Source organism: Deinococcus terrestris, from assembly GCF_009377345.1.
Classification (GTDB): domain Bacteria; phylum Deinococcota; class Deinococci; order Deinococcales; family Deinococcaceae; genus Deinococcus; species Deinococcus terrestris.
Genome location: NZ_WBSL01000006.1, coordinates 47,464 through 66,684 on the forward strand (window position 1 = coordinate 47,464; position 19,221 = coordinate 66,684).

Below are 19,221 nucleotides of genomic sequence, written 5' to 3' on the forward strand. Positions count from 1 at the left end.
TGCTAGGCTCACCCCATGCGGATGCGGACCATCGTGCTGATCGTCATCGTGGTGCTGGCGGCCATATTCGCGGTCATCAACCGCCACGCGCTGATGTTCGGGCATACCCTCAACCTGGGCTTCGTGACCTACCGGGGCGTGCCGCTGGGGCTGATCCTGCTGCTGACGGGCCTCTTCCTGGCGCTGATCTTTTACCTGTGGGGCAATGTGGACCGCCTGCGTGCCCAGGCCGACAGCGCCCGGCTGCTGCGCGACATGGAAGCGCTGCGGGCCAACCTCGACGCGCAGGAGGGCAGCCGTTTTGCCCAGCTTCAGGCCTATATCGACGAGCGCTTCGAAACGCTGGGCCAGAGCGTGAGCCGCCCGGCCCTGCCCTCATCCGATCTCTCGGAGACGAATGCCCGCCTCGACGCCCTGCAACGCGACCTGAACCTGCAACTCGCGCAGATGGACGATTACCTCAAGCGGCGGCTGAAGTAAGGCCCCCCACCTCCTTGCACCCGGTTCAGAACTGGGGTCCGGTCCTTCCCGGCGCGTCTAGAATGCGCCGGGAAGCTGGTTTTCCCCAAAGAGGAGTGAAAAGGCTATGGCGCTCGACCGTTTTTTCCGCAGACGCCGTCCCCAGCCGCAGGCCGGGGCGGAGTTGCCGGACCTGTGGACCCAGTGCCCCCAGTGCAAGGAGGGGGTTTACAACCGTGACCTCGAACTCAGTGCCCACGTCTGCCCGCGCTGCGGCCACCACCTGCGGCTGGACGCGGGGCGGCGGCTGGAGGTGCTGCTCGACGAGGGCAGCTTCCGGCAGCTCTCGGGCCGGGTGCAGCCCGTGGACCCCCTGGGCTTCGAGGACACCGAGCCCTACCCGGCGCGGCTGGCGCGGGCGCAGCGGAAGACGGGGCGCCCCGACGCGATCCTGACCGGAACCGGGACGATCCTGGGTCTGCCCGTCACCGTCGCGGCGATGGACTTCGCCTTTTCGGGCGGCAGCATGGGCAGCGTGGTGGGTGAGGAAATCGCACGGGCTGCTGAGCACGCGGCGGAGGCCGGAACGCCCTTCGTCCTCGTCGCGGCGAGCGGCGGGGCGCGGATGCAGGAGAGTGCGCTGTCGCTGATGCAGATGGCGAAGACGACGGTGGCGCTCGAGGGCCTGGCCGAGCGCGGACTGCCCTACGTCTCCATCCTGAGTGACCCCACCACCGGGGGCGTGACCGCCTCCTTCGCCACCGTCGCGGACGTGATCGTGGCCGAGCCGGGCGCCCTGATCGGGTTCGCGGGACCGCGCGTGATTCAGCAGACCATCCGGCAGCACCTCCCGGAAGGCTTCCAGCGCTCGGAGTTCCTGCTGGAACACGGCATGGTGGACGCGGTCGTGGACCGCCGCGAGCACCGGGCCTACCTGCACTCGCTGCTGGGCGTGCTGACCCGGCGGCCCGCGCCCGAGGGGGGCGCGTGACCGCCCCCGCCGACACCCTGCGCGAGCTCGAAGCCCGGCTGCGCGACCTGGAAGACACGGCGCAGCGCACGGGCCAGAATCTCGACGCCGCCTTGATTCCGCTGCGGGCCGAGGTCGAGCGGCTCCGTGGCGAGGGGCACGCCCGCCTGACCCGCTGGGAACGGGTGGGCCTGGCGCGGGCAGCGGGCCGCCCCACCGCGCTGGACTACGTGGAGCGCCTCTGCACCGACTTCACCGAGCTGCACGGCGACCGCGCCTACGGTGACGACCCCGCCCTGCTCGGCGGCCCGGCCCGCTGGGGCGAGACGCCCGTCATGCTCCTGATGCAGCAGAAGGGCCGCGACACCAAGAGCAAGATTCGCCGCCGCTTCGGCATGAGCAACCCCGAGGGCTACCGCAAGGCGATCCGGCTGATGGACATGGCCGACCGCTTCGGGCTGCCCGTCGTGACCCTGATCGACACGCCCGGCGCCTACCCCGGCATCGAGGCCGAGGAGCGCGGCCAGGGCTGGGCCATCGCGGAGAGCATTCAGCGGATGGTGCGCCTGCACGTGCCCGCCGTCTGCGCCGTGATCGGCGAGGGTGGCTCGGGCGGGGCGCTCGCGCTGGGGGTGGGCAACCGGGTGCTGATTCAGGAAAATGCCTGGTACTCGGTGATCTCGCCTGAGGGCGCGGCCTCCATCATCTGGAAGGACGCGGCCAAGGCCCCCGAGGCGGCCGAGGCGCTCAAGCTCACCGCCCCCGACCTGCTGGGGCTGGGGCTGGTCGAGGAGGTCGTGCCCGAACCCGTGGGGGGCGCCCACCTCGACCCCGACGCGGCGGCCCGCTCGCTGGGCGAGGCCGTGTCGCGGCACCTCGCGGAGCTGTCGGGGCTGGGGCCGGACGAGCTGAAGGCCGGGCGCTCGGCCCGCTTCCGGGCGCTGGGGGCGTTCCGGGAGGAATAACGCTTCTCGCTGGGGGGCCGCCGGGGGTGTGAGGCCTCCGGCGGCCCCTCTGCTGGGTCCGTTGCCCCTGCGCGGTAGGGTGACCCCATGCTCCCGCTGCTCGACCTGCTGGCCCAGAATCCGGTGCTGACCCTCTTCACAGTGCTGCTGCTGGGGTTCGCGCTGGGGGGCGTGCGGGTCTTTGGCTTTAGTCTGGGGGTGGCGGGGGTCTTGTTCGCAGGCCTGTTCGTGAGTGCGCTCGACCCGCGCATCGCGCTCGATCCCGCCGTGTACGAACTGGGGCTGGCCCTGTTCGTGTACGCCATCGCGCTGGCGAGCGGCGGGCACGTCCTGTCCTCGTTCGGGCGGGCCGGGCTGATTCGCAATGGGCTGGTGCTGGGGCTGCTCACGCTGGGGGCGGGGCTGACCCTGGGGCTGGGGCGGCTGCTGGGTCTGGAGCCCGCGCTCACGGCGGGGCTGTACACCGGGGCGCTCACGAGTACCCCGGCCCTCGCGGGCGTGATCGAGGCGGTCGCGGGGCAGCCCGGCGCGGGGGACCCGGTGGTGGCCTACTCCATCGCGTATCCCATGGGCGTGATCGGGGTGATGCTGGCCCTCTTCTTCTTCGAGCGCCGCTTCCGGCCCGACTACGCCGCCGAGGCGCGGGCACTAGGCGTCTCGGGCGAGGAACCCGTCACCCGCACCCTGCGGGTCACCGACGGGCGCGAGCTGACGGTGGAGTCCTTCGTGCGGGCGCACGGCGGGCGGGTGGTGTTCGGTCGGCTGCTGCACGGCGGGCACCTTGAGACGGCTGAGGCGGGGTCGGTGCTGCGGGGGGGCGACCTCGTGTCGGTGACGGGCGCTCCCGCCGACGTGGCCGCCGTGATCCGGGTGCTGGGCGAGGAGGTGGCGCAGTCCCTGAGCGAGGACCGCTCGGTGCTGGACTTCCGGCGCATCTTCGTGTCCAGCCCCGGGGTGGCGGGGCGGCGCCTGTCCGAGCTGCGGGTCAACGAGCGGCTGGGCGCCACCGTCACCCGCGTGCGCCGGGGTGACCGCGACATCGTGCCGGACGGCCGCACCGTGCTGGAACTCGGCGACCGGGTGCGCGTGCTGGCCCCGCGCGGGCGGATGGCGGAGGTCACCCGCTTTTTCGGGGACTCCTACCGCCACCTCTCGGAGATCAACCTGCTCACCTTCAGCCTGGGGCTGGTGCTGGGGCTGCTGGTGGGCACGCTGCCCTTGCCACTGCCGGGGGGCGGTACCTTCCGGCTGGGGGTGGCGGGGGGGCCGCTGCTGGTGGGGCTGGTGCTGGGGGCGCTGGGCCGCAGCGGGCGCGTCGTGTGGAACATTCCCTACAGCGCCAATCTCACCCTGCGGCAGTTCGGGCTGGCCCTCTTTCTGGCTGGGGTAGGCCTGCGCAGCGGTGGGCGCTTCGCCGCGCAGCTCGCCACCGCCGAGGGACTTGCCCTGCTGCTTGCAGGAGCGGCGGTCACCCTGAGCGTGACCGGCGCCCTGCTGTGGACCGGCTACCGGCTGCTGCGCTTGCCCTATAGCCTGCTCTCCGGCCTCGCAGCGGGGCTGGACACCCAGCCCGCCGTGCTGGGCTACGCCACCGAGCGCACCCGGAGCGAGGTGCCCGAACTGGGTTACGCCTCGGTGTACCCCGCAGCCTTGATCGGCAAGATTCTGCTCGCGCAGCTCATCTTGCGGCTGGCGGGGTAAAGGCCGGGGCGGACAGGCTTCCCAGTGAAGCCTGTCCGCCCCCAGTGGCCGGGTCAGTGCCCGCTCGTCGCCTTCAACCCAATAATCGCCACGATCATCATGCCCAGAAACAGCAGGCGGCTGAGGGTCGCGGGTTCCTTGAACAGCACGATGCCCAGAATGGCCGCGCCCACCGCCCCGATGCCCACCCACACTCCGTAGGCCGTGCCGATGGGCAGCGTCCGCGCCGCCAGCCCCAGCAGGCCCATGCTGGCGACCATGCTCAGCACGGTCAGCAGCGTGGGCAGGGGCCGGGTAAAGCCCTCGGTGTACTTCAGACCAATTGCCCAGCCGACTTCCAGCAGCCCGGCGATCACCAGCAGCGTCCATGCCATACGACCTCCCCCGCGCCGTCTTGTCGTGACCGGGTACGGCGGCGTCTCTCGTCCGGAGTTCGGCCCCCCCCCATCCTGTCCAGCGCAGAGGGGCGACTGAGAAGCAGTCTAGCGGCCCCATGTAAGCAAAGGAGGAGCGGCGTGTAAGCCTCCCGCTACACGCCGCTCCCGCTGGGGACTGACCGCTACACGCCCAGGTACGCGCTCCGCACCCGGTCGTCGCCCAGCAGCGCCTGCTGCGAGCCTTGCAAGGAGACCCGGCCCCCCTCCAGCACGTAGCCCCGGTGCGCGATGCCCAGCGCGGCGAAGGCATTTTGCTCGGCGAGTAGCACGCTGACCCCGGCCTCGTTCACGCGCTGCACAGCCTCGAAGACCTGCTCGACGACCAACGGGGCCAGCCCCAGCGACGGCTCGTCGAGCAGCAGCAGTTCGGGCCGGGCCATCAGCGACCGCGCGATGGCGACCATCTGCTGCTGCCCGCCGCTGAGGCTTCCGGCGGGGGCATTCCGCTTTTCCACCAGGATGGGAAAGAGGGCGTACACCCGCTCCAGCTCGCGCTGGGTGCCCGCCGCGTCCCGGCGGTGGACGAAGGCCCCCAGCCGCAGGTTCTTTTCCACGCTGAGGTCGGGAAAGAGCAACCGGCCCTCGGGGCACTGCGCGACGCCGTGCGACACGTTGAACTCGGGCCGCCCGCCCGTCAGCGGCACCCCGCGCCACGTCGCCGTGCCCGCCGAGGGGCGCTGGAGGCCGCTCAGCGTCCGAAAGAGGGTGCTCTTGCCCGCCCCGTTCGCCCCCAGCAGCACCACGATCTCGCCCTCCTGCACCGTCAGGTCCACGTCGTGCAGCGCCCGGAAGGGGCCGTAGTTCACGCTGAGCCTCTGCACCTCAAGCATGGGCGCCCTCCCCAGCCCCGGCTCCGGCGGCGCCCGGCTGCCCCATCTGCCCGCCGTGCGCGTGCCCGCCGAGGTAGGCCTCGATCACGGCGGGGTCGCGGCTCACCGCTCCCGGCGTGCCCTGCGCGATCTTCTGGCCGTGGTGCAGGACCACGATCTCGTCCGCGAGGCCCATCACCAGGCTCATCTTGTGTTCGACGAGGGCGACCGTCAGGCCTTCTGACACCAGTTCCCGAATCAGACCCATCAGGTTGACCGTCTCCTCGGGGTTCATCCCGGCGGCGGGTTCGTCCAGCAGCAGCAGCCGGGGGTCGCTGGAGAGTGCCATCGCGATGCCGACGCGCTTCTGGCCCTCCTGGGTCAGGGCACCGGCAGGCCGCCCGGCCTGTCCCGCCAGCCCCACCCGCTCCAGCGCCCGCATCGCGCCGTCGCGGCTCTCCGCCTCGTCACGGCGTTCGCGGCCCGTCCGCAGCAGGGCGTCCCACAGCCCCGCCCGCGTCCTCACCCGGTGGCCGATCATCGCGTTGTCCAGCACGCTGAGTTCCTTGTAGATGGTGGTCGTCTGAAAGGTGCGGGCGACGCCGCGCCCCACGACCTGATGGGCTTTCAGGCGGGTGATGTCCTCGCCCTGAAAGCGGATGCGCCCCGAGGTCGGCTGGTAGAACCCCGAGATCAGGTTGAAAAAGGTGCTTTTGCCCGCCCCGTTCGGCCCGATGATCGCGGTGATACGCCCCGCCGGAAGGCGGGTCGTCACGTCGCGCACGGCGTGCAGGCCGCCGAAGCGGATGCCCAGCCCCTCGACATCCAGGATGCTGCCCTCAGGCATGGTCCACCGCCCGTTCGGTGCGGGCGCTGGCCCGGCGCGTCTGGGCGCGGTCCCACAGCCCCGCGAGGCCCTGCGGCGCGAACAGCACCAGCAGCACCAGCAGCGGCCCGAACACGATGTACTGGTAATCCTGCAGCCCCTTCAGGAACTGCAGCGCCACGTAGACGATGCCGGTGCCCAGCAACGGCCCCGCCAGGGTGCCCACCCCGCCGACCAGCAGGTACAGCAGCACCGTGAAGGTGGTCGTCGGCCCGGCCACCGCCGACCCCAGGAACCCCACGTAGGCTGCGTACACGCCGCCCGCCAGCCCCGCGATGGCCGTCGAGAGCATCAGCGCCCGCAGCTTGTGTGAGAAAACGTCGATCCCCGCGCTCCGGGCGAGGTCCTCGCCGCCCCGGATGGCGACCAGCGAACGCCCGAACACGCTCTGCCGGGTGCGGGCCACGAGCAGCACCGTCAGCGCGAGGGCCGCGAGCGCCACGTAGTAGAAGTTGGCCGACTTGGAAAAGTCGATCCCGAACAGGCTGGACGCGGGCGGCACCCCGTTCAGGCCGTCATTGCCCCCAGTCAGGCTGTCCCACTTGTTGATGATCAGCGCGATGATCACGCCCACGCCCAGCGTGAAGATGGAAAAGGCGTCGCCCTTGGTCCGGAAGGCCACCAGCCCCAGCAGCAGCCCGCCCAGCGCACAGATCAGAACGGCGGCGGGCCACGCCAGCCAGAAGTTCCAGCCCTGCTTGAGCGTCAGGATGCCCACCGCGTAGGCCCCGATCCCGAAAAAGCCCGCGTGCGCCAGCGGTAACTGCCCCGTGTACCCCAGCATCACGTTCAGGCCGTAAGCCACCATCGACCAGATCATCACGTTGATCGCCACGTCCAGCACGAAGCCGCCGGGCTGAAACAGCGGAATCAGCGCCGCGAGGGCAAAGACGGCGACCCACACCAGGGCGCCGGGTTTGAAGCCGGGGCGGGTCATCGGGCGCCCCCCCCGTGACGAAGTCCACTCACCCGGATCACGTCCCCCTCCGGAACAGCCCCTGCGGGCGAATCGCCAGCACGATCACCAGCGCCGCGAAGCCGATCACGTCCGCGAAGTCGAGGTTGATGTAAAAGCCGCCGAACACCTCCGCGAAGGCCAGCAAAAAGGCCCCCACGATGGCCCCCGGCACGCTGCCCATCCCGCCCAGGATGATGATGGCGAAGACCTTGAGGTTCATCACCTCGCCCATCGCGGGCGTCACCGACACGATGGGCGCGATCAGGGCCGCCGCCACCGCCGCGAGCGCCCCCGAGATGGCGAAGGTCAGCATCCCGACCCGGTTCACGTTGATGCCGACCAGCCGGGCGCCCTCGCGGTTCTGGCTCATCGCCTCGATGGTCGCGCCCGTCAGCGTGCGCTTGAGGAAGAAGTTCAGCCCCAGCATGACCAGCACCGAGGCCACGATCACCAGCAGCCGCTGCCAGGTGATGACCACGCCGCCCAGGTTGAGGATGCCGGGCACCGGCTCGGCGATCTGCTTGAAATCGGCGCCCCAGATTAGTTGGACGACCGCCTCGAAAAAGAACAGTACCCCGATGGCCGCGATCATCGCGTGGACGTGCGGAGCGTTGCGCAGGGGATAGAACACCAATCGTTCGAGCAGCGCCGCGAGCAGCGCGACCGCGACCGCCGCGATCAGCAGCGCGGCGAGGTAGGGCACGCCCAGCCCGTTGAGCACCGCGTAGGTGAAGTAGGCCCCCAGCATGTACAGGCCGCCGTGCGCGAAGTTGGGCACCCGCATCACGCCGTACACCAGCGTCAGCCCCAGCGCGACGAGGGCGTACACGCCGCCCAGCGCCAGCGCGTTGGAGAGTTGTTGAAAGAGGATGGTCAAGGTGGGGTCTCCTGAAAAGCGCGAGAGGCCGGGAAGAAAGCAAAGGAGGCCGCGTCCCGCTGGGTAGGGGGCGCGGCCAGGGCCGGATGGGGAAGAGGCCGCGCCGCCGGGCGTGGAACGCGGGGGGCGGACCTCTGCGGCATTCCGTTTACTTGTAGACCTTGGTCACGCGCAGGCGGTTGTACTTGCCACCCTTGACGCTGGCGATCACGAACTCGGCGTCCACGTGGCCCCCGGCGGTCACGCCCGCGAGCTTGTAGATCGTCTGGCGCTGGGGCAGTGCCCGCGCGGCGGCGTTGAGCCGGGCGCGGATGGCCTCGGGGTTGTCGGTGGTTCCGGCGAGCGTCATCGCGCGGGCGATGATGTTCATGCCCATGTAGTTCAGCGCGGCCTCGCTGGTGGGGTCTTTCTTGTAGGCCCGCACGTACTGGGTGCGGAAGACCTGGGTGCCGGGGTACTCGACGGTGGGCAGCACGCCCACGCTGCCGTCGAGGTAGCTGCGCGGAATCACGTCGTCCATCTGCTCGAACTTGGCCTGGTCCATCACGATGAAGCCACCCTTGAAGCCCTGCTCCCGCGCAGCCTTGATCACCTGCGCGGTGGGCTGCGAGGGACCGCCCACGAACAGCACGTCGGGACGCTCGGCGAGGGCCTTGGTCACGGCGCTGGAGTAGTCCACGGTGGTGTTGTAGTCCACGCCGTTGTTGGCGCCCACCGTCCCGCCCTGCTGCTTCCACCCGTCGCTGATCGCCTCGGTCCACTGCTTGCCGTAGGCGCTGGTGGTGCCGATCAGCCCGAGCTTCTTGCCGAAGGCCTTCATCTGCGTCTGCACGAAAGGCTGGATGTAGTTGTCGTAGCGCGGCGGCAGCATAAAGGTCAGCGGGTTTTTCGCCGCCAGAATCGCGGGTTCGCTGGAATACGCGACCAGCAGGAAGTTGGGGTCACGCACCGCGAGCGGCTGCACCGCCTGAATCCCGCCCGCGTGCGGCACGAAGATGATGTCGATGCCCTGCGAGGTCAGGCGCCGCACGTTGGTAGCCGTCTCGTTGGGAAGGTAGCGGTCGTCGAGCGACACCAGCCGGAAGGTGACCTTCTCGCCCCCCACCGTGATGCCTCCGGCCTTGTTCAGGTCATTGATCGCCATCTCGATGCCGCTCTGGACATCCTTGCCGTAAAAGGCCGCGCCACCCGACAGCGGCCCGCTGTAGCCGATGCTGACCACCTTGTCGGCCAGGGCGGGAGCCGCCGAGAGGGCAAGGGCCAGCGAAAGCAGAAGACGCTTCTTCATAAGACCTCCGGTGCAGTTCTGAACACCGCACGAGACTTGACGTGTGCCAGGTGGGCTGGCAGCCGAACAGCGCAGGATTGTGGGTAGGCGCATGCTGGCATGGACACGGGGGGGTGTCAATTGTCCAGCCCCCATTCCTTCACCGTTCCCGGCGCGGGCCGTACACTGCCGGGCGCGATGACCGACTCTGCGCCCGTTCAGCCCCCCCAGCCCCGCACCCCTGCGCCCCGGAGCCGCGCCCGGATGCTCGAACTCGTCTTCCCCAAGGACACCAACTACCTGGGCACCGCTTTCGGGGGTTTCGTGCTGTCGCTGATGGACAAGGCGGCGAGCGTGGCGGCGGTGCGGCACGCGGGGCCGGGGGGCGCAGTGGTCACGGCGCGGATGGACGGGGTGGACTTCCGCACACCCATCCGGGTGGGGGACGCGGTGGCCCTCGACGCCCGCGTGGTGCGGGTGGGCCGCTCCTCCATGACCATTCAGGTGGATGTGTACCGCGAGCACATGGCCTCCGGCGAGCAGGAACTCGCCACCACGGGCCTGTTCGTCTTCGTGGCGATCGGCGAGGACGGCACTCCCCGCCCGGTGCCCCCCCTGGCCGAGGGCCTGGACATCGCCAGCGCCCACCCTGACGCCGAGGCCCGGCCCTGAGCACCGCTCCCCTCCAGCTCACGCTGATTCGCCACGGGGCGACTGCCTGGAACGGCGAGGGCCGCTGGCAGGGCTGGACCGACACGCCGCTGGGCGAGTTGGGGGAGAGACAGGCCGCGCGGCTGGCGGGGCGGCTCCTCGGCACCGACCCCGGACAGGTTCACTCCAGCGACCTTCAGCGGGCGGTGGACACGGCCCTCCTCGCCCTGCCCGGCGAGCCCCTGACCCTCGACGTGCGCCTGCGCGAACTGCACTTCGGGCGCTACGAGGGCGCGACCTCCGAGCAGGTGCTGCACGACCCCGAGTACGCCGCGTGGCAGCGCGACCCCTGGCGCCTGCCCGCGCCCGGCGGCGGCGAGAGCCTGGAGGCAGTGGGAGAGCGGATGCGCGACTGGGCCGAGGGGCTGCCCGGCGGGACCGTCACCGCCTTCACCCATGGGGCGGCGCTGCGGGCGCTGCTGTGCACCCTCTTCGGCTGGCCCGCGACCCCGCAGCCGGGGTACGTGCTGCCCTTTCCCTACCGCCACGCGCACACCGGCCTGACCCGGCTGGAGCGTGGCGCGGCGGGCTGGACGCTGATCATGTACAACGACCACGCGCATCTGGAGGGGTAAAGGGTCGTCAGCAGCCAGTCGCCAGGACCCCACCGGAGCGGCGGGGGGCTGCTCCTTTACTGATTTGCCAGCGCCAACCGCACGTGCGCGAGGTGATGCCGGAGGTGCCAGTCGTGCTTGGCGACGAGGCGCCACAGGTCCTGCTCGCCCTCCTGCGGGTGGGTGACGCGGCGGGTGAACTGCGCGGGGTCGGTGCCGCGCAGCAGGGCCGTCCAGCGCATGTTCGCGGCGTCCATCAGCCCCAGCGCCTCCCCCACGGGCAGCGCCGCGTCCGCCAGCCCGAGCCACGCCTCCTGCGCGAACGGCTGAATGACGTAGCCCTCCACTGTCAGGCCATATTTCAGGCGGTTCAGGCCGTGCAGATGCGCGTCCGCCGCGTGGTGCGCGAGCTGGGCCACCGTCCAACTGCCGGGGCGGTAGGTGCGGGCCAGCGCCCCCGCGTCCAGCCCGGTTACGGCGTTCCGCCAATCGCGCCCGGTCGACTCCATCCGCAGGGCGACGGCCTCCAGCGCCGCCCGGTCCCGCGCGGGTAGGTCCTGAATCGGGCCGATAGGAAAGCGGCGGTCCTGGGCAGTCATGGGGGCAGTATCCCCCGCCCGGTGACCTCCCTGCTAAGCTCCCCTCCATGCTGACCTTCACCGAGGCGGCCCGGCAGCCCGCCGCCGTGGTCGGCGCCGAGACGCACCGGCTGGCCGCGCACGCCGGGCGCCTGAGCGCCGGGATGGTGGTGCCCGCGAGCTACGAGGAGGCCTTTTACCGGGGCAACAACCTGCCCGAGCAGCTCCGGCGCCTCTTCTCGGTCCTCAATCCCGCCCGGCTGGACGAGGACCTGCTGGAGGCGCTCGCTCCCCGCGCCGCCGAGCTGATTCGCACGAGTGCTTTGTCAGACGACGCGGTGCAACTGTTCTACCGGGCGCTGGGCAATGCTCGGCTGCTGGGCGGCGAGCTGCACCTGCGGCGATCCGGCGAGCGCGAGGTGGAAACGGCGCAAGTCGCCCCACCCGGCACGGCGGCCCTGCACGCCCTCAAGCGGCTGTGGGCGCTGGACTGGACCTTCGAAGCCGTGCTGGCGCGGCTGGACGATCACGGCAGCGTGGGCCTGGAAGCCCGTCCGGTGCTGCTGTTCGCGGGTGAACCGGGCCGCCCCAACTCTGACCTCGCCGCCGAGCTGGGGGTGGGGACGGCGCTGGTCAACGGGCGGGGGCTGGTGGGCCTGCCCTGACCGGGGCTTACCAGCCCGCCGTGTTCAGCACCCAGTAGGCCCGGCCCGCCCCGTCGGCCCGCGCCACGCTGCCGTGGGGCACCGGGCTGTACAGGGCCGCGCAGTGCGAGACGCTGCCCTTCCACGCCGCGATGACCTCGGCGGGATCGGTCATTCCGGCGGCGAGGCTTTCCTCGAAGCGCAAGGTCATGCCCGCAGGGGGGGCGGGTTTGAAGCCCGCCTCCACCATGCGCCGGGCCGGGGTGCTCGTCCCGAGTTTATGGGGAAGCTCCAGGGTGCCCCGGCCCGCCAGCACCACCGCGTACCGGGTCGCCGCCTCGTGCAGGTGCCCCTCGAAGGTCAGCGCGGCGCGGGCCGGGAACGTCCGGCCGTCCGGGCAGGTACCGCCCCGGCGGCGCTCGGCGTTCACGGCGTCCAGCATGGCCTTCTCGGCCCCCGACTGCGGGAATCCGGCCACGGGAACGAGCGCAGGGCGGAAGTCGGCGGACCCCTGGTAGCTGAAGGTGTCGGCGTAGTCGGAGTCGCTGACGGTCACGGTGACGCCGCCCGCGCCGGGAGCGGGGGTGGGGCCGCCGCAGGCGGCGAGCAGCAGGGAAAGCAGCAGGGCAGGCAGGGCGATACGCATGGGGGGCACCTCCGGGGAAACCAGCGTCAGCGTAGGGCCTGACCCCTCCCTGCGGGCTTGCCTCTTCGGGGGGGCCATCCGGGGGTGTTAGCCTCCCCCCATGCACGCCCAACCCCTGACCGCGCAGCAACTTACCGCGCCGGGCGCCTACCCCGGCCTGCACCTCACCCTGCATGAGGGCGGCATCCTTGAGGTCGTCCTCCGCAACGAGAAGACCCTCAACTCCGTGGACGCCGAGGCCCACCGCGCCCTGACCTCCATCTGGCGCGACATCGACGCTGCTTCCGGCATCCGCTGCGTGCTGGTGCGCGGCGAGGGCCGGGGCTTCTCGTCGGGCGGCGACTTCGCCCTGATCGAGGAAATGAGCCAGGACTTCACGGCGCTGGCCCGCGTCTGGAAGGAAGCCCGCGACCTCGTGTACAACCTCGTGAACTGCGGCAAGCCCGTCGTGAGCGCCATTCACGGTCCCTGCGTGGGGGCGGGGCTGGCAGTCGCTCTGCTCGCGGACGTGAGCGTCGCGGCGAAGTCGGCCCGGATTCTGGACGGACACGTCCGGCTGGGTGTGGCGGCGGGTGACCACGCGGCCATCATCTGGCCCCTGCTGTGCGGCCTGAACAAGGCCAAGTACCACCTGATGACGGGCGAACCCGTGAGCGGCGAGGAAGCCGAGCGCATCGGCCTCGTCAGCCTGTGTGTGCCCGACGAGGAACTGCTCGACCGCGCGTGGGCGGTCGCCCGCAAGCTTGCCTCGGGCAGCCCCACCGCCGTGCGCTGGACGAAATACGCCCTGAACAACTGGCTGCGGGCGATGGGGCCGACCTTCGACACCAGCCTCGCCCTGGAGTTCCTGGGCTTTACCGGCCCCGACGTGCGCGAGGGATTGACCAGCCTGCGCGAGAAGCGCGAGCCGAGATTTCAGGAGGACGCGCCGATTTGAGGAGAGCGGCCAGCTTCCAGCGACCAGCCGCCAGATCGGGGGGCTTTTGCTGGAAGCTGGCCGCTGGTCGCTGGCTGCCCGCCCTCGCTGTCTCCCCCACAGGCACGCCGCCTTCCTCTCGCCCCCGCGTTATTGTTGGGCGAAAAACTTCAACCCTGGGGAGGATTCACCATGACCATGAACACCAAGCAACCCGTCCGCGTGGCCGTCACCGGCGCCGCCGGGCAGATCGGCTACAGCCTGCTCTTCCGCATCGCGTCGGGCGACATGCTGGGCAAGGACCAGCCCGTCATCCTGCAACTGCTGGAAATCACGCCCGCCTTGAAGGCCCTTCAGGGCGTCGTGATGGAGCTGCGCGACTGCGCCTTCCCGCTGCTGGCCGACATCGTGACCTCGGACGACCCGATGGTCGCCTTCAAGGACGCCGACTACGCGCTGCTCGTGGGCGCGATGCCCCGCAAAGCCGGGATGGAGCGCGGCGACCTGCTGAGCGCCAACGGCGGCATCTTCAAGCCACAGGGCGAGGCCCTGAACGCCGTCGCCAGCCGCGACGTGAAGGTGCTCGTGGTCGGCAACCCCGCCAACACCAACGCCCTGATCGCGCAGCAGAACGCCCCCGACCTTGACCCCAAGCAGTTCACCGCGATGGTGCGTCTGGATCACAACCGCGCGATCTCGCAGCTTGCCGAGCAGACGGGGCAGCCCGTGAGCGCGATCAAGAACATCACCATCTGGGGCAACCACTCCTCAACCCAGTACCCCGACCTCTCGGAGGCGACCGTGGGCGGCCAGCCCGCGCTCGACCTCGTGGAGCGCGAGTGGTACGAGGGCACCTACATCCCCACCGTCGCCAAGCGCGGCGCGGCGATCATCGAGGCGAGGGGGGCCAGCAGCGCGGCCTCGGCGGCGTCGGCGGCCATTGACCACATGCGCGACTGGGCGCTGGGCACCCCGGAAGGCGAGTGGGTCAGCATGGGTATCCCCAGTGACGGCTCCTACGGCGTGCCCGAGGGCCTGATCTACGGCTTCCCGGTGCGGTGCAGCGGCGGCAAGTATGAGATCGTCCAGGGCTTGGACGTGTCCGAGTTCAGCCGGGGCAAGATGGACGCCACCGCCCAGGAACTGATTGAGGAGCGCGACGAGGTCCGCAAGCTCGGCCTGGTGAAGTAAAGGCCGGAAGGACAGGAGAGGGCGGGGCTTGCGGGCCTCGCCCTCTCGCATTGTGGGCTTGACGTGCTGTTCGGTGCTGGGTGGTGGGGGTCCGGCCCCTGGAGGACGCCGTGGCCGCATTGAAGATCGGCAGTCCTGCCGTTTCGTCCCCGTGACAGAATGCCCCCCGTGACCCCCTCATACCCGGAGTCTCCGCGTGGCGACCACGTGGACGTGTACACCGACCCCCACGGCCGCGAGGTCCGCGTGCCCGATCCCTACCGCTGGCTGGAGGACCCCGACTCGCCCGAAACCCGCGCCTGGGTGGAGGCGCAGAACCGGGTGACGGGGGCGTACCTGGAGGCCCTGCCCGCCCGCGCCGCTTACCGGGAACGCCTGACCTCCCTGTGGAATTACCCCAAGGAAGGCACGCCCTGGAAACGCGGCGAGCGGTACTTCCGGCAGTTCAACCCCGGCTTGCTGAACCAACCTGTGCTGGAGGTAGCGGACGATCCGCGTGGGCCGTGGCGCACCCTGCTCGACCCCAACACGCTGAGCGCGGACGGGACGGTGGCGCTGGCGGGGGCGTCGGTGAGCGAGGACGGCAGGCGGCTCGCCTACGGCACCCAGAGCGGCGGCAGCGACTGGGTGACCTGGCAGGTGCGCGACGTGGCGACCGCAGAAGACCTCCCCGACCGCCTCGACTGGAGCAAGTTCAGCGGCGCCGAATGGCTCCCCGACGGCTCCGGCTTCTACTACAGCGCCTACGACGCGCCCACGGAAGGCGGCGTCCTGACCGGGGCGAACAAAAATCAGCGCCTGATGTTCCATCGGGTCGGTACTCCGCAGGCCGAAGACTCCCTCGTCATCGCCCGGCCCGACGAGCCCGACTGGGGTTTCCGCCCGCAGGTGACGCATGACGGCCGCTTCCTCGTCCTGCACGTCTGGAAGGGCACCGACCCCAAGAATCTGCTGTGGGTGCGCGACCTCGCCTCGGACGGCCCCTGGACCGAACTCGTTCCCGACTTCCGGGCCAGCTTTGAGCTGATCGGCAACGAGGGCGACGTGCTGCTGCTCAAGACCGACGAGGACGCGCCGCGTGAGAAGGTGATCGCCTGGGACATCAGCACGGGCGAGCGCCGTGACCTTATCCCGGAAGGGCCGCACAAGCTGGACTACGTGGCGGCAGTGCCCGGCGGCCTCCTCGCCGTCACCTTGGAGGATGCCAGCCACCGGGTCACGCTGCACGGGCGCGACGGCACCCGCCAACGCGAAATTGCCCTGCCCGGCCTCGGCTCCCTGATGGGCCTGAGCACCCAGGAGGACGACCCCGAGGTCTTCCTGGGCTTCACGTCCTTCCTGACTCCGGCCATGCCCTACCGCCTGCTCCTCCCCGACGGCGAACCCGAACCGCTGGCCGACCCCGCGCTGACCTTCGACGCCTCCGCCTACGAGGTCACGCAGGAGTTCGCCACCAGCCGCGACGGAACGCGGGTGCCCCTCTTCCTCGTGGCGCGAAAGGACATGGTCCGCGACGGCCAGAACCCCACCCTGCTGTACGGCTACGGCGGGTTCAACATTAGCCTCACGCCTGCCTTCAGCCCCTCGCGGCTGGCGTGGCTGGAGCGCGGCGGCGTGTACGTGCAGGCCAACCTGCGCGGCGGCGGCGAGTACGGCGAGGAGTGGCACCGGGCGGGCACGCTGGGGCAGAAGCAGAACGTCTTCGACGACTTCATCGCGGTGGCCGAACACTTGATCGCCTCGGGCGTGACCTCGCCCGCGCACCTCGGGATTCAGGGCGGCAGCAACGGCGGGCTGCTGGTCGGCGCGTGCATGACCCAGCGCCCAGACCTCTTCGCAGCGGCCATTCCGCAGGTCGGCGTGCTGGACATGCTGCGCTATCAGCACTTCACTATCGGCTGGGCTTGGGCGTCCGACTATGGCCGCGCCGATGACCCGCAGATGCTGGCGGCCCTGCTGGCCTACTCGCCCCTGCACAACCTGAAGGAAGGCACCGCCTACCCCGCCACCCTGATCACCACGGGCGACCACGACGACCGGGTGGTTCCGGCGCATTCCTTTAAGTTCGCCGCCGAGTTGCAGCGGGCGCACGGGGGAGAGGCCCCGGTGCTCATCCGCATCCAGACGCGGGCCGGGCACGGGGCAGGCAAGCCGACCGCACTGGTGATTGAGGAGGCCGCCGACGTGTGGGCCTTTCTGGAGGACCGGCTGGGCGGCCCCCGCTGAAGCGCAGCGGTTGACAGTCCCCCGCCTCGCCGCTAAAGTAAGCAAGCCCTGAAACGCGCCCCCGCGCGGGCGCGAGAGCCAAGGAATGCCGAGGTGGCGGAATTGGTAGACGCACTAGTTTCAGGGACTAGCGCCGCGAGGCGTGTGGGTTCAAATCCCATCCTCGGCACCAGAAAGACCCCCGCGAACAGGCGGGGGTTCTTCTTTTGGCAAGGGGGAAAAGCTGCGTCCGGCTCAGCCGCTCCGCCCGGTCCAGAGTCGGCTGCGCGTGCGCCCCTGCGCCACCGTCCGGCGGTACACCTCCTCCAGCGCGGCGGCGCGGGTGGGCAGGTCGTACTGCGCGGCGCTCGCCCGCGCCCCGGTCTGCAACTCGGGCAACCGGGCGGGGTGCAGCACGTCCAGCAGCCCGGCGGCCAGCTCGTCCGGGGTGGCCTCGGTGACGGTGCCGTTCACGCCCTCCTGCACGAGGTCCAGCGCGGCCGGACTCTGCGCGGCCACCAGCGGCGCTCCGGCCGCGAGGGCCTCAATCATGCTCATGGGGAGCACTTCCGAGGTGCTTGCCGTGATGAAAGCGTCGGCGGCGGCCAGCGCTTCGGGCACGCGGGCGTAGGGCACGGGTCCGGTGAAGGTGACGCCGGGGGGCGCCACCGCCTGCGCCGCCGCCCGCCCCGGCCCGTCGCCCACGACGAGCAGCCGCAGCTCGGGCCGCGACGCCTGTGCCTGGGCAAAGGCCCGCAGCATCACGTCCAGATTCTTCTCGGGGGCGAGGCGGCCCAGGTACATGACCAGCGGCACGTCCCCCGGCACCCCGTACTCGGCCCGGAAGGCCTCGCCCCGCGCCTCCCGGAAGCTGGCGAGGTCCACCGGGTTGGGAAACAGCTCCACCTCTCCGCCGAAGCCGTAGTCGCGCAGCATCTCCACCATCGCGCGGCCGGGGGCCAGCACGGTGTCGACCCGCCGCGCAAACGCGGCCACATGCGGGCGCAACATCGCCCGGCCCACCCGCTTGGGCATGGGGGCGTAGTGCAGATACTGGTCGTACTGGGTATGCGCGGTAAAAACGACTGGGGCGCCCGAGAAGCGCGACCAGCGCAGCGCGAGCCGCCCGGCCAGGAAGGGATGCATGGTGTGCAGCACGTCAAGGTCGCGCAGCGGCAGGCGCGAGGTCAGCAGCGGCCCCGGCGCGAGCAGGACTGGGTAATCGGCCGGAGCCCCGAGCGCCCGCGCCCCCGCGAAGGACGAGTTCAGGCGGTAGACGCCTTCCTCATGGCCACGCGCCTGGGGGTGGCGCGGCGCGAAGACGCGGACCTCGTGCCCGCGTTCGCGCAGGCCACGGGCGTACAGCGCGGTACTCGTGGCGACGCCGTTGCGGGACGGCAGGTAGGTGGCGGTCACGATCCCGATTCGCACGATTCCCCGGAGTGTACCCCTGAACACAGGGGCCGGGCGCCGGGCGATCAGGCCCGCGCTCCCGGACCGCGCCTGCCCAGGGCTTGACCTTCCCGCCACTGGAACCCTTAGCGTGCCGGTATGCGAGGTCGCCTGAGCATCTCCCGGTTCGCCGCCCTCACCGGCCTCTCGACGAAGACCTTGCGGTACTACGACGCGGTCAACCTGCTCCGGCCCCAGCACGTCGATCCGCTCACCAGCTACCGCTTCTACGGCGTGTCCCAGATTGACCCGGCCGTCCGCATCCGCCGCTGGCGGGAGCTGGGGCTGCCCATCGACGAGATTCGGCGACTCCTTGACCATCCCGAGCAGGCAAAGGAGGTCTTCCATCATCACGCCCGTCGCCTGAGCGCCGAGATCGAGGACCGGCAACAGGCCTTGCTGCACCTGCGCCACTTTCTTCAGGAGGCCCCCATGAATTACCGCACCGAGCTCCTGCCCGCCCGCCAGACCCTCAGCATCCGCACCCGGCTCCAGCCGCCCCACTACGAGGTCATTCCCGAAGCCCTGCGGGAACTGATGCTGTACGCCAGGGCCCAGGGCTATCAGGTGGACGCCCCGAGCTTCTTCGTGCATGACAACGACGACCAGGGCGAGGGCAGTCTCGTCGAGATCTGTCTGCCCATCGCGGGCGAGGTGAAACCCCAGGGGCGCATCGAGGTCCGGACCTTTGAGGGGGGGAAGGCTTTTCTCGGCCGGTTTGTAGGCCCCTACGACCAGACGGGGGCCGCGTATTCGGCTGTGGTGGAGGAGGCCCTCCGGCGGGGGCTGAGCATCACCGGAGTCACCGCCGAGTTCTACGTCAAGAGCGTGCCGGATACCCCGAATCCCGAGGCTTACGAGACGGACATCGCCTTCTTTCTGGAAGAAGAGACAGGAGTGTGACCCGTCGGGGGGAGGAGCCGGACAGCAGCGAAGCGGCCCACGAAAGAGGCGCAGCCAGCCCATGAACCGCCCACCCTGGGCACCGCTATCCT

20 protein-coding genes, 1 tRNA gene and 1 riboswitch are annotated in these 19,221 nt (G+C 70.5%); of the genes, 12 read left to right on the forward strand and 9 right to left on the reverse strand.

Going from position 1 to position 19,221, the window contains the following annotated elements:
* The first annotated feature begins 21 nt into the window (after positions 1-21).
* The 4 genes from F8S09_RS12515 (at position 22) to F8S09_RS12530 (ending at position 4,095) form a co-directional block, all read left to right on the forward strand.
* The gene (locus F8S09_RS12515; protein WP_152871916.1) at positions 22-480 is read left to right on the forward strand and encodes a LapA family protein; all 459 of its coding nucleotides are present in this window, start codon (positions 22-24) and stop codon (positions 478-480) included.
* Between the two features lie 106 nt (positions 481-586).
* A complete protein-coding gene (gene accD / locus F8S09_RS12520; protein ID WP_152871829.1) occupies positions 587-1,450 on the forward strand; it encodes an acetyl-CoA carboxylase, carboxyltransferase subunit beta in 864 nt (287 codons plus the stop codon).
* Complete coding sequence (locus F8S09_RS12525; RefSeq protein ID WP_322618796.1) at positions 1,447-2,394, forward strand: acetyl-CoA carboxylase carboxyltransferase subunit alpha; 948 nt, start codon at positions 1,447-1,449, stop codon at positions 2,392-2,394. Before accD ends, F8S09_RS12525 begins: the two co-directional genes overlap by 4 nt.
* An 87-nt stretch (positions 2,395-2,481) precedes the next feature.
* Positions 2,482-4,095, forward strand: a complete 1,614-nt coding sequence (locus F8S09_RS12530) for an aspartate:alanine exchanger family transporter (RefSeq protein WP_152871830.1) — start codon at positions 2,482-2,484, stop codon at positions 4,093-4,095.
* 53 nt (positions 4,096-4,148) lie between these two features.
* Here the strand turns inward: F8S09_RS12530 and sugE are convergent, their stop codons facing one another.
* The 6 genes from sugE to F8S09_RS12560 all read right to left on the reverse strand — a co-directional run bounded on the left by sugE (position 4,149) and on the right by F8S09_RS12560 (position 9,350).
* Positions 4,149-4,469 carry a quaternary ammonium compound efflux SMR transporter SugE gene (gene sugE, locus F8S09_RS12535; RefSeq protein ID WP_152871831.1) on the reverse strand — a complete coding sequence of 107 codons (321 nt, stop codon included), beginning with the start codon at positions 4,467-4,469 and terminating at the stop codon, positions 4,149-4,151.
* A gap of 9 nt (positions 4,470-4,478) precedes the next feature.
* A riboswitch (guanidine-III (ykkC-III) riboswitch) is annotated at positions 4,479-4,538 on the reverse strand.
* A 116-nt stretch (positions 4,539-4,654) separates the two neighbouring features.
* The gene (locus F8S09_RS12540) at positions 4,655-5,362 is read right to left on the reverse strand and encodes an ABC transporter ATP-binding protein (protein WP_152871832.1); all 708 of its coding nucleotides are present in this window, start codon (positions 5,360-5,362) and stop codon (positions 4,655-4,657) included.
* A complete protein-coding gene (locus tag F8S09_RS12545) occupies positions 5,355-6,188 on the reverse strand; it encodes an ABC transporter ATP-binding protein (protein WP_152871833.1) in 834 nt (277 codons plus the stop codon). The genes F8S09_RS12540 and F8S09_RS12545 overlap by 8 nt, the downstream gene beginning before the upstream one ends.
* Entirely contained in the window at positions 6,181-7,164 is a 984-nt protein-coding gene (locus tag F8S09_RS12550) for a branched-chain amino acid ABC transporter permease (RefSeq protein WP_152871834.1), read from the reverse strand. The genes F8S09_RS12545 and F8S09_RS12550 overlap by 8 nt, the downstream gene beginning before the upstream one ends.
* A 37-nt stretch (positions 7,165-7,201) precedes the next feature.
* A complete protein-coding gene (locus F8S09_RS12555) occupies positions 7,202-8,062 on the reverse strand; it encodes a branched-chain amino acid ABC transporter permease (RefSeq protein WP_152871835.1) in 861 nt (286 codons plus the stop codon).
* Positions 8,063-8,210: 148 nt separating this feature from the next.
* Positions 8,211-9,350 carry an ABC transporter substrate-binding protein gene (locus F8S09_RS12560; protein ID WP_152871836.1) on the reverse strand — a complete coding sequence of 380 codons (1,140 nt, stop codon included), beginning with the start codon at positions 9,348-9,350 and terminating at the stop codon, positions 8,211-8,213.
* A gap of 177 nt (positions 9,351-9,527) precedes the next feature.
* Between F8S09_RS12560 and F8S09_RS12565 the strand changes: the two genes are divergently transcribed.
* The gene (locus F8S09_RS12565; RefSeq protein ID WP_152871837.1) at positions 9,528-10,001 is read left to right on the forward strand and encodes an acyl-CoA thioesterase; all 474 of its coding nucleotides are present in this window, start codon (positions 9,528-9,530) and stop codon (positions 9,999-10,001) included.
* Positions 10,002-10,027: 26 nt separating this feature from the next.
* Positions 10,028-10,615 (forward strand): histidine phosphatase family protein, encoded by a 588-nt coding sequence (locus F8S09_RS12570; RefSeq protein WP_322618818.1) that lies wholly within the window; start codon positions 10,028-10,030, stop codon positions 10,613-10,615.
* A gap of 56 nt (positions 10,616-10,671) precedes the next feature.
* Here F8S09_RS12570 and F8S09_RS12575 read toward each other — a convergent pair whose 3' ends face one another.
* Entirely contained in the window at positions 10,672-11,193 is a 522-nt protein-coding gene (locus F8S09_RS12575) for a DinB family protein (RefSeq protein WP_152871839.1), read from the reverse strand.
* A gap of 47 nt (positions 11,194-11,240) precedes the next feature.
* On the opposite strand from F8S09_RS12575, the gene F8S09_RS12580 reads away from it, so the two are divergent.
* On the forward strand, positions 11,241-11,837 hold the full coding sequence (locus F8S09_RS12580) for a hypothetical protein (RefSeq protein WP_152871840.1): 597 nt from the start codon (positions 11,241-11,243) through the stop codon (positions 11,835-11,837).
* Between the two features lie 7 nt (positions 11,838-11,844).
* On the opposite strand, the gene F8S09_RS12585 is transcribed toward F8S09_RS12580, so the two are convergent.
* On the reverse strand, positions 11,845-12,462 hold the full coding sequence (locus tag F8S09_RS12585; protein WP_152871841.1) for a CAP domain-containing protein: 618 nt from the start codon (positions 12,460-12,462) through the stop codon (positions 11,845-11,847).
* A gap of 100 nt (positions 12,463-12,562) precedes the next feature.
* On the opposite strand from F8S09_RS12585, the gene F8S09_RS12590 reads away from it, so the two are divergent.
* The 4 genes from F8S09_RS12590 (at position 12,563) to F8S09_RS12605 (ending at position 16,967) form a co-directional block, all read left to right on the forward strand.
* Positions 12,563-13,399: an enoyl-CoA hydratase/isomerase family protein gene (locus tag F8S09_RS12590; protein WP_407643665.1), complete on the forward strand. Its 837-nt coding sequence runs from the start codon at positions 12,563-12,565 to the stop codon at positions 13,397-13,399.
* A gap of 177 nt (positions 13,400-13,576) precedes the next feature.
* The gene (locus F8S09_RS12595; protein WP_152871919.1) at positions 13,577-14,569 is read left to right on the forward strand and encodes a malate dehydrogenase; all 993 of its coding nucleotides are present in this window, start codon (positions 13,577-13,579) and stop codon (positions 14,567-14,569) included.
* A 168-nt stretch (positions 14,570-14,737) separates the two neighbouring features.
* Positions 14,738-16,795: a prolyl oligopeptidase family serine peptidase gene (locus tag F8S09_RS12600; protein ID WP_322618797.1), complete on the forward strand. Its 2,058-nt coding sequence runs from the start codon at positions 14,738-14,740 to the stop codon at positions 16,793-16,795.
* Positions 16,796-16,882: 87 nt separating this feature from the next.
* Positions 16,883-16,967: transfer RNA gene (locus F8S09_RS12605), tRNA-Leu, on the forward strand.
* A 62-nt stretch (positions 16,968-17,029) separates the two neighbouring features.
* On the opposite strand, the gene F8S09_RS12610 is transcribed toward F8S09_RS12605, so the two are convergent.
* On the reverse strand, positions 17,030-18,205 hold the full coding sequence (locus F8S09_RS12610) for a glycosyltransferase family 4 protein (RefSeq protein WP_322618798.1): 1,176 nt from the start codon (positions 18,203-18,205) through the stop codon (positions 17,030-17,032).
* A gap of 120 nt (positions 18,206-18,325) precedes the next feature.
* Here F8S09_RS12610 and F8S09_RS12615 point away from each other — a divergent pair, with 120 nt between their 5' ends.
* The gene (locus tag F8S09_RS12615) at positions 18,326-19,129 is read left to right on the forward strand and encodes a MerR family transcriptional regulator (RefSeq protein WP_152871843.1); all 804 of its coding nucleotides are present in this window, start codon (positions 18,326-18,328) and stop codon (positions 19,127-19,129) included.
* The last annotated feature ends 92 nt before the right edge of the window (positions 19,130-19,221 follow it).

Bases quoted from the DNA above. Each gene is read 5' to 3' on its own strand.
- F8S09_RS12580 (WP_152871840.1), top strand. From the start codon at position 11,241: ATGCTGACCTTCACCGAGGCGGCCCGGCAGCCCGCCGCCGTGGTCGGC.
- F8S09_RS12615 (WP_152871843.1), top strand. From the start codon at position 18,326: ATGCGAGGTCGCCTGAGCATCTCCCGGTTCGCCGCCCTCACCGGCCTC.
- F8S09_RS12565 (WP_152871837.1), top strand. From the start codon at position 9,528: ATGACCGACTCTGCGCCCGTTCAGCCCCCCCAGCCCCGCACCCCTGCG.
- F8S09_RS12540 (WP_152871832.1), bottom strand. From the start codon at position 5,362: ATGCTTGAGGTGCAGAGGCTCAGCGTGAACTACGGCCCCTTCCGGGCG.
- F8S09_RS12575 (WP_152871839.1), bottom strand. From the start codon at position 11,193: ATGACTGCCCAGGACCGCCGCTTTCCTATCGGCCCGATTCAGGACCTA.
- accD (WP_152871829.1), top strand. From the start codon at position 587: ATGGCGCTCGACCGTTTTTTCCGCAGACGCCGTCCCCAGCCGCAGGCC.
- F8S09_RS12590 (WP_407643665.1), top strand. From the start codon at position 12,563: ATGCACGCCCAACCCCTGACCGCGCAGCAACTTACCGCGCCGGGCGCC.
- F8S09_RS12530 (WP_152871830.1), top strand. From the start codon at position 2,482: ATGCTCCCGCTGCTCGACCTGCTGGCCCAGAATCCGGTGCTGACCCTC.
- F8S09_RS12585 (WP_152871841.1), bottom strand. From the start codon at position 12,462: ATGCGTATCGCCCTGCCTGCCCTGCTGCTTTCCCTGCTGCTCGCCGCC.
- F8S09_RS12595 (WP_152871919.1), top strand. From the start codon at position 13,577: ATGAACACCAAGCAACCCGTCCGCGTGGCCGTCACCGGCGCCGCCGGG.
- F8S09_RS12545 (WP_152871833.1), bottom strand. From the start codon at position 6,188: ATGCCTGAGGGCAGCATCCTGGATGTCGAGGGGCTGGGCATCCGCTTC.
- sugE (WP_152871831.1), bottom strand. From the start codon at position 4,469: ATGGCATGGACGCTGCTGGTGATCGCCGGGCTGCTGGAAGTCGGCTGG.
- F8S09_RS12515 (WP_152871916.1), top strand. From the start codon at position 22: ATGCGGACCATCGTGCTGATCGTCATCGTGGTGCTGGCGGCCATATTC.
- F8S09_RS12560 (WP_152871836.1), bottom strand. From the start codon at position 9,350: ATGAAGAAGCGTCTTCTGCTTTCGCTGGCCCTTGCCCTCTCGGCGGCT.
- F8S09_RS12550 (WP_152871834.1), bottom strand. From the start codon at position 7,164: ATGACCCGCCCCGGCTTCAAACCCGGCGCCCTGGTGTGGGTCGCCGTC.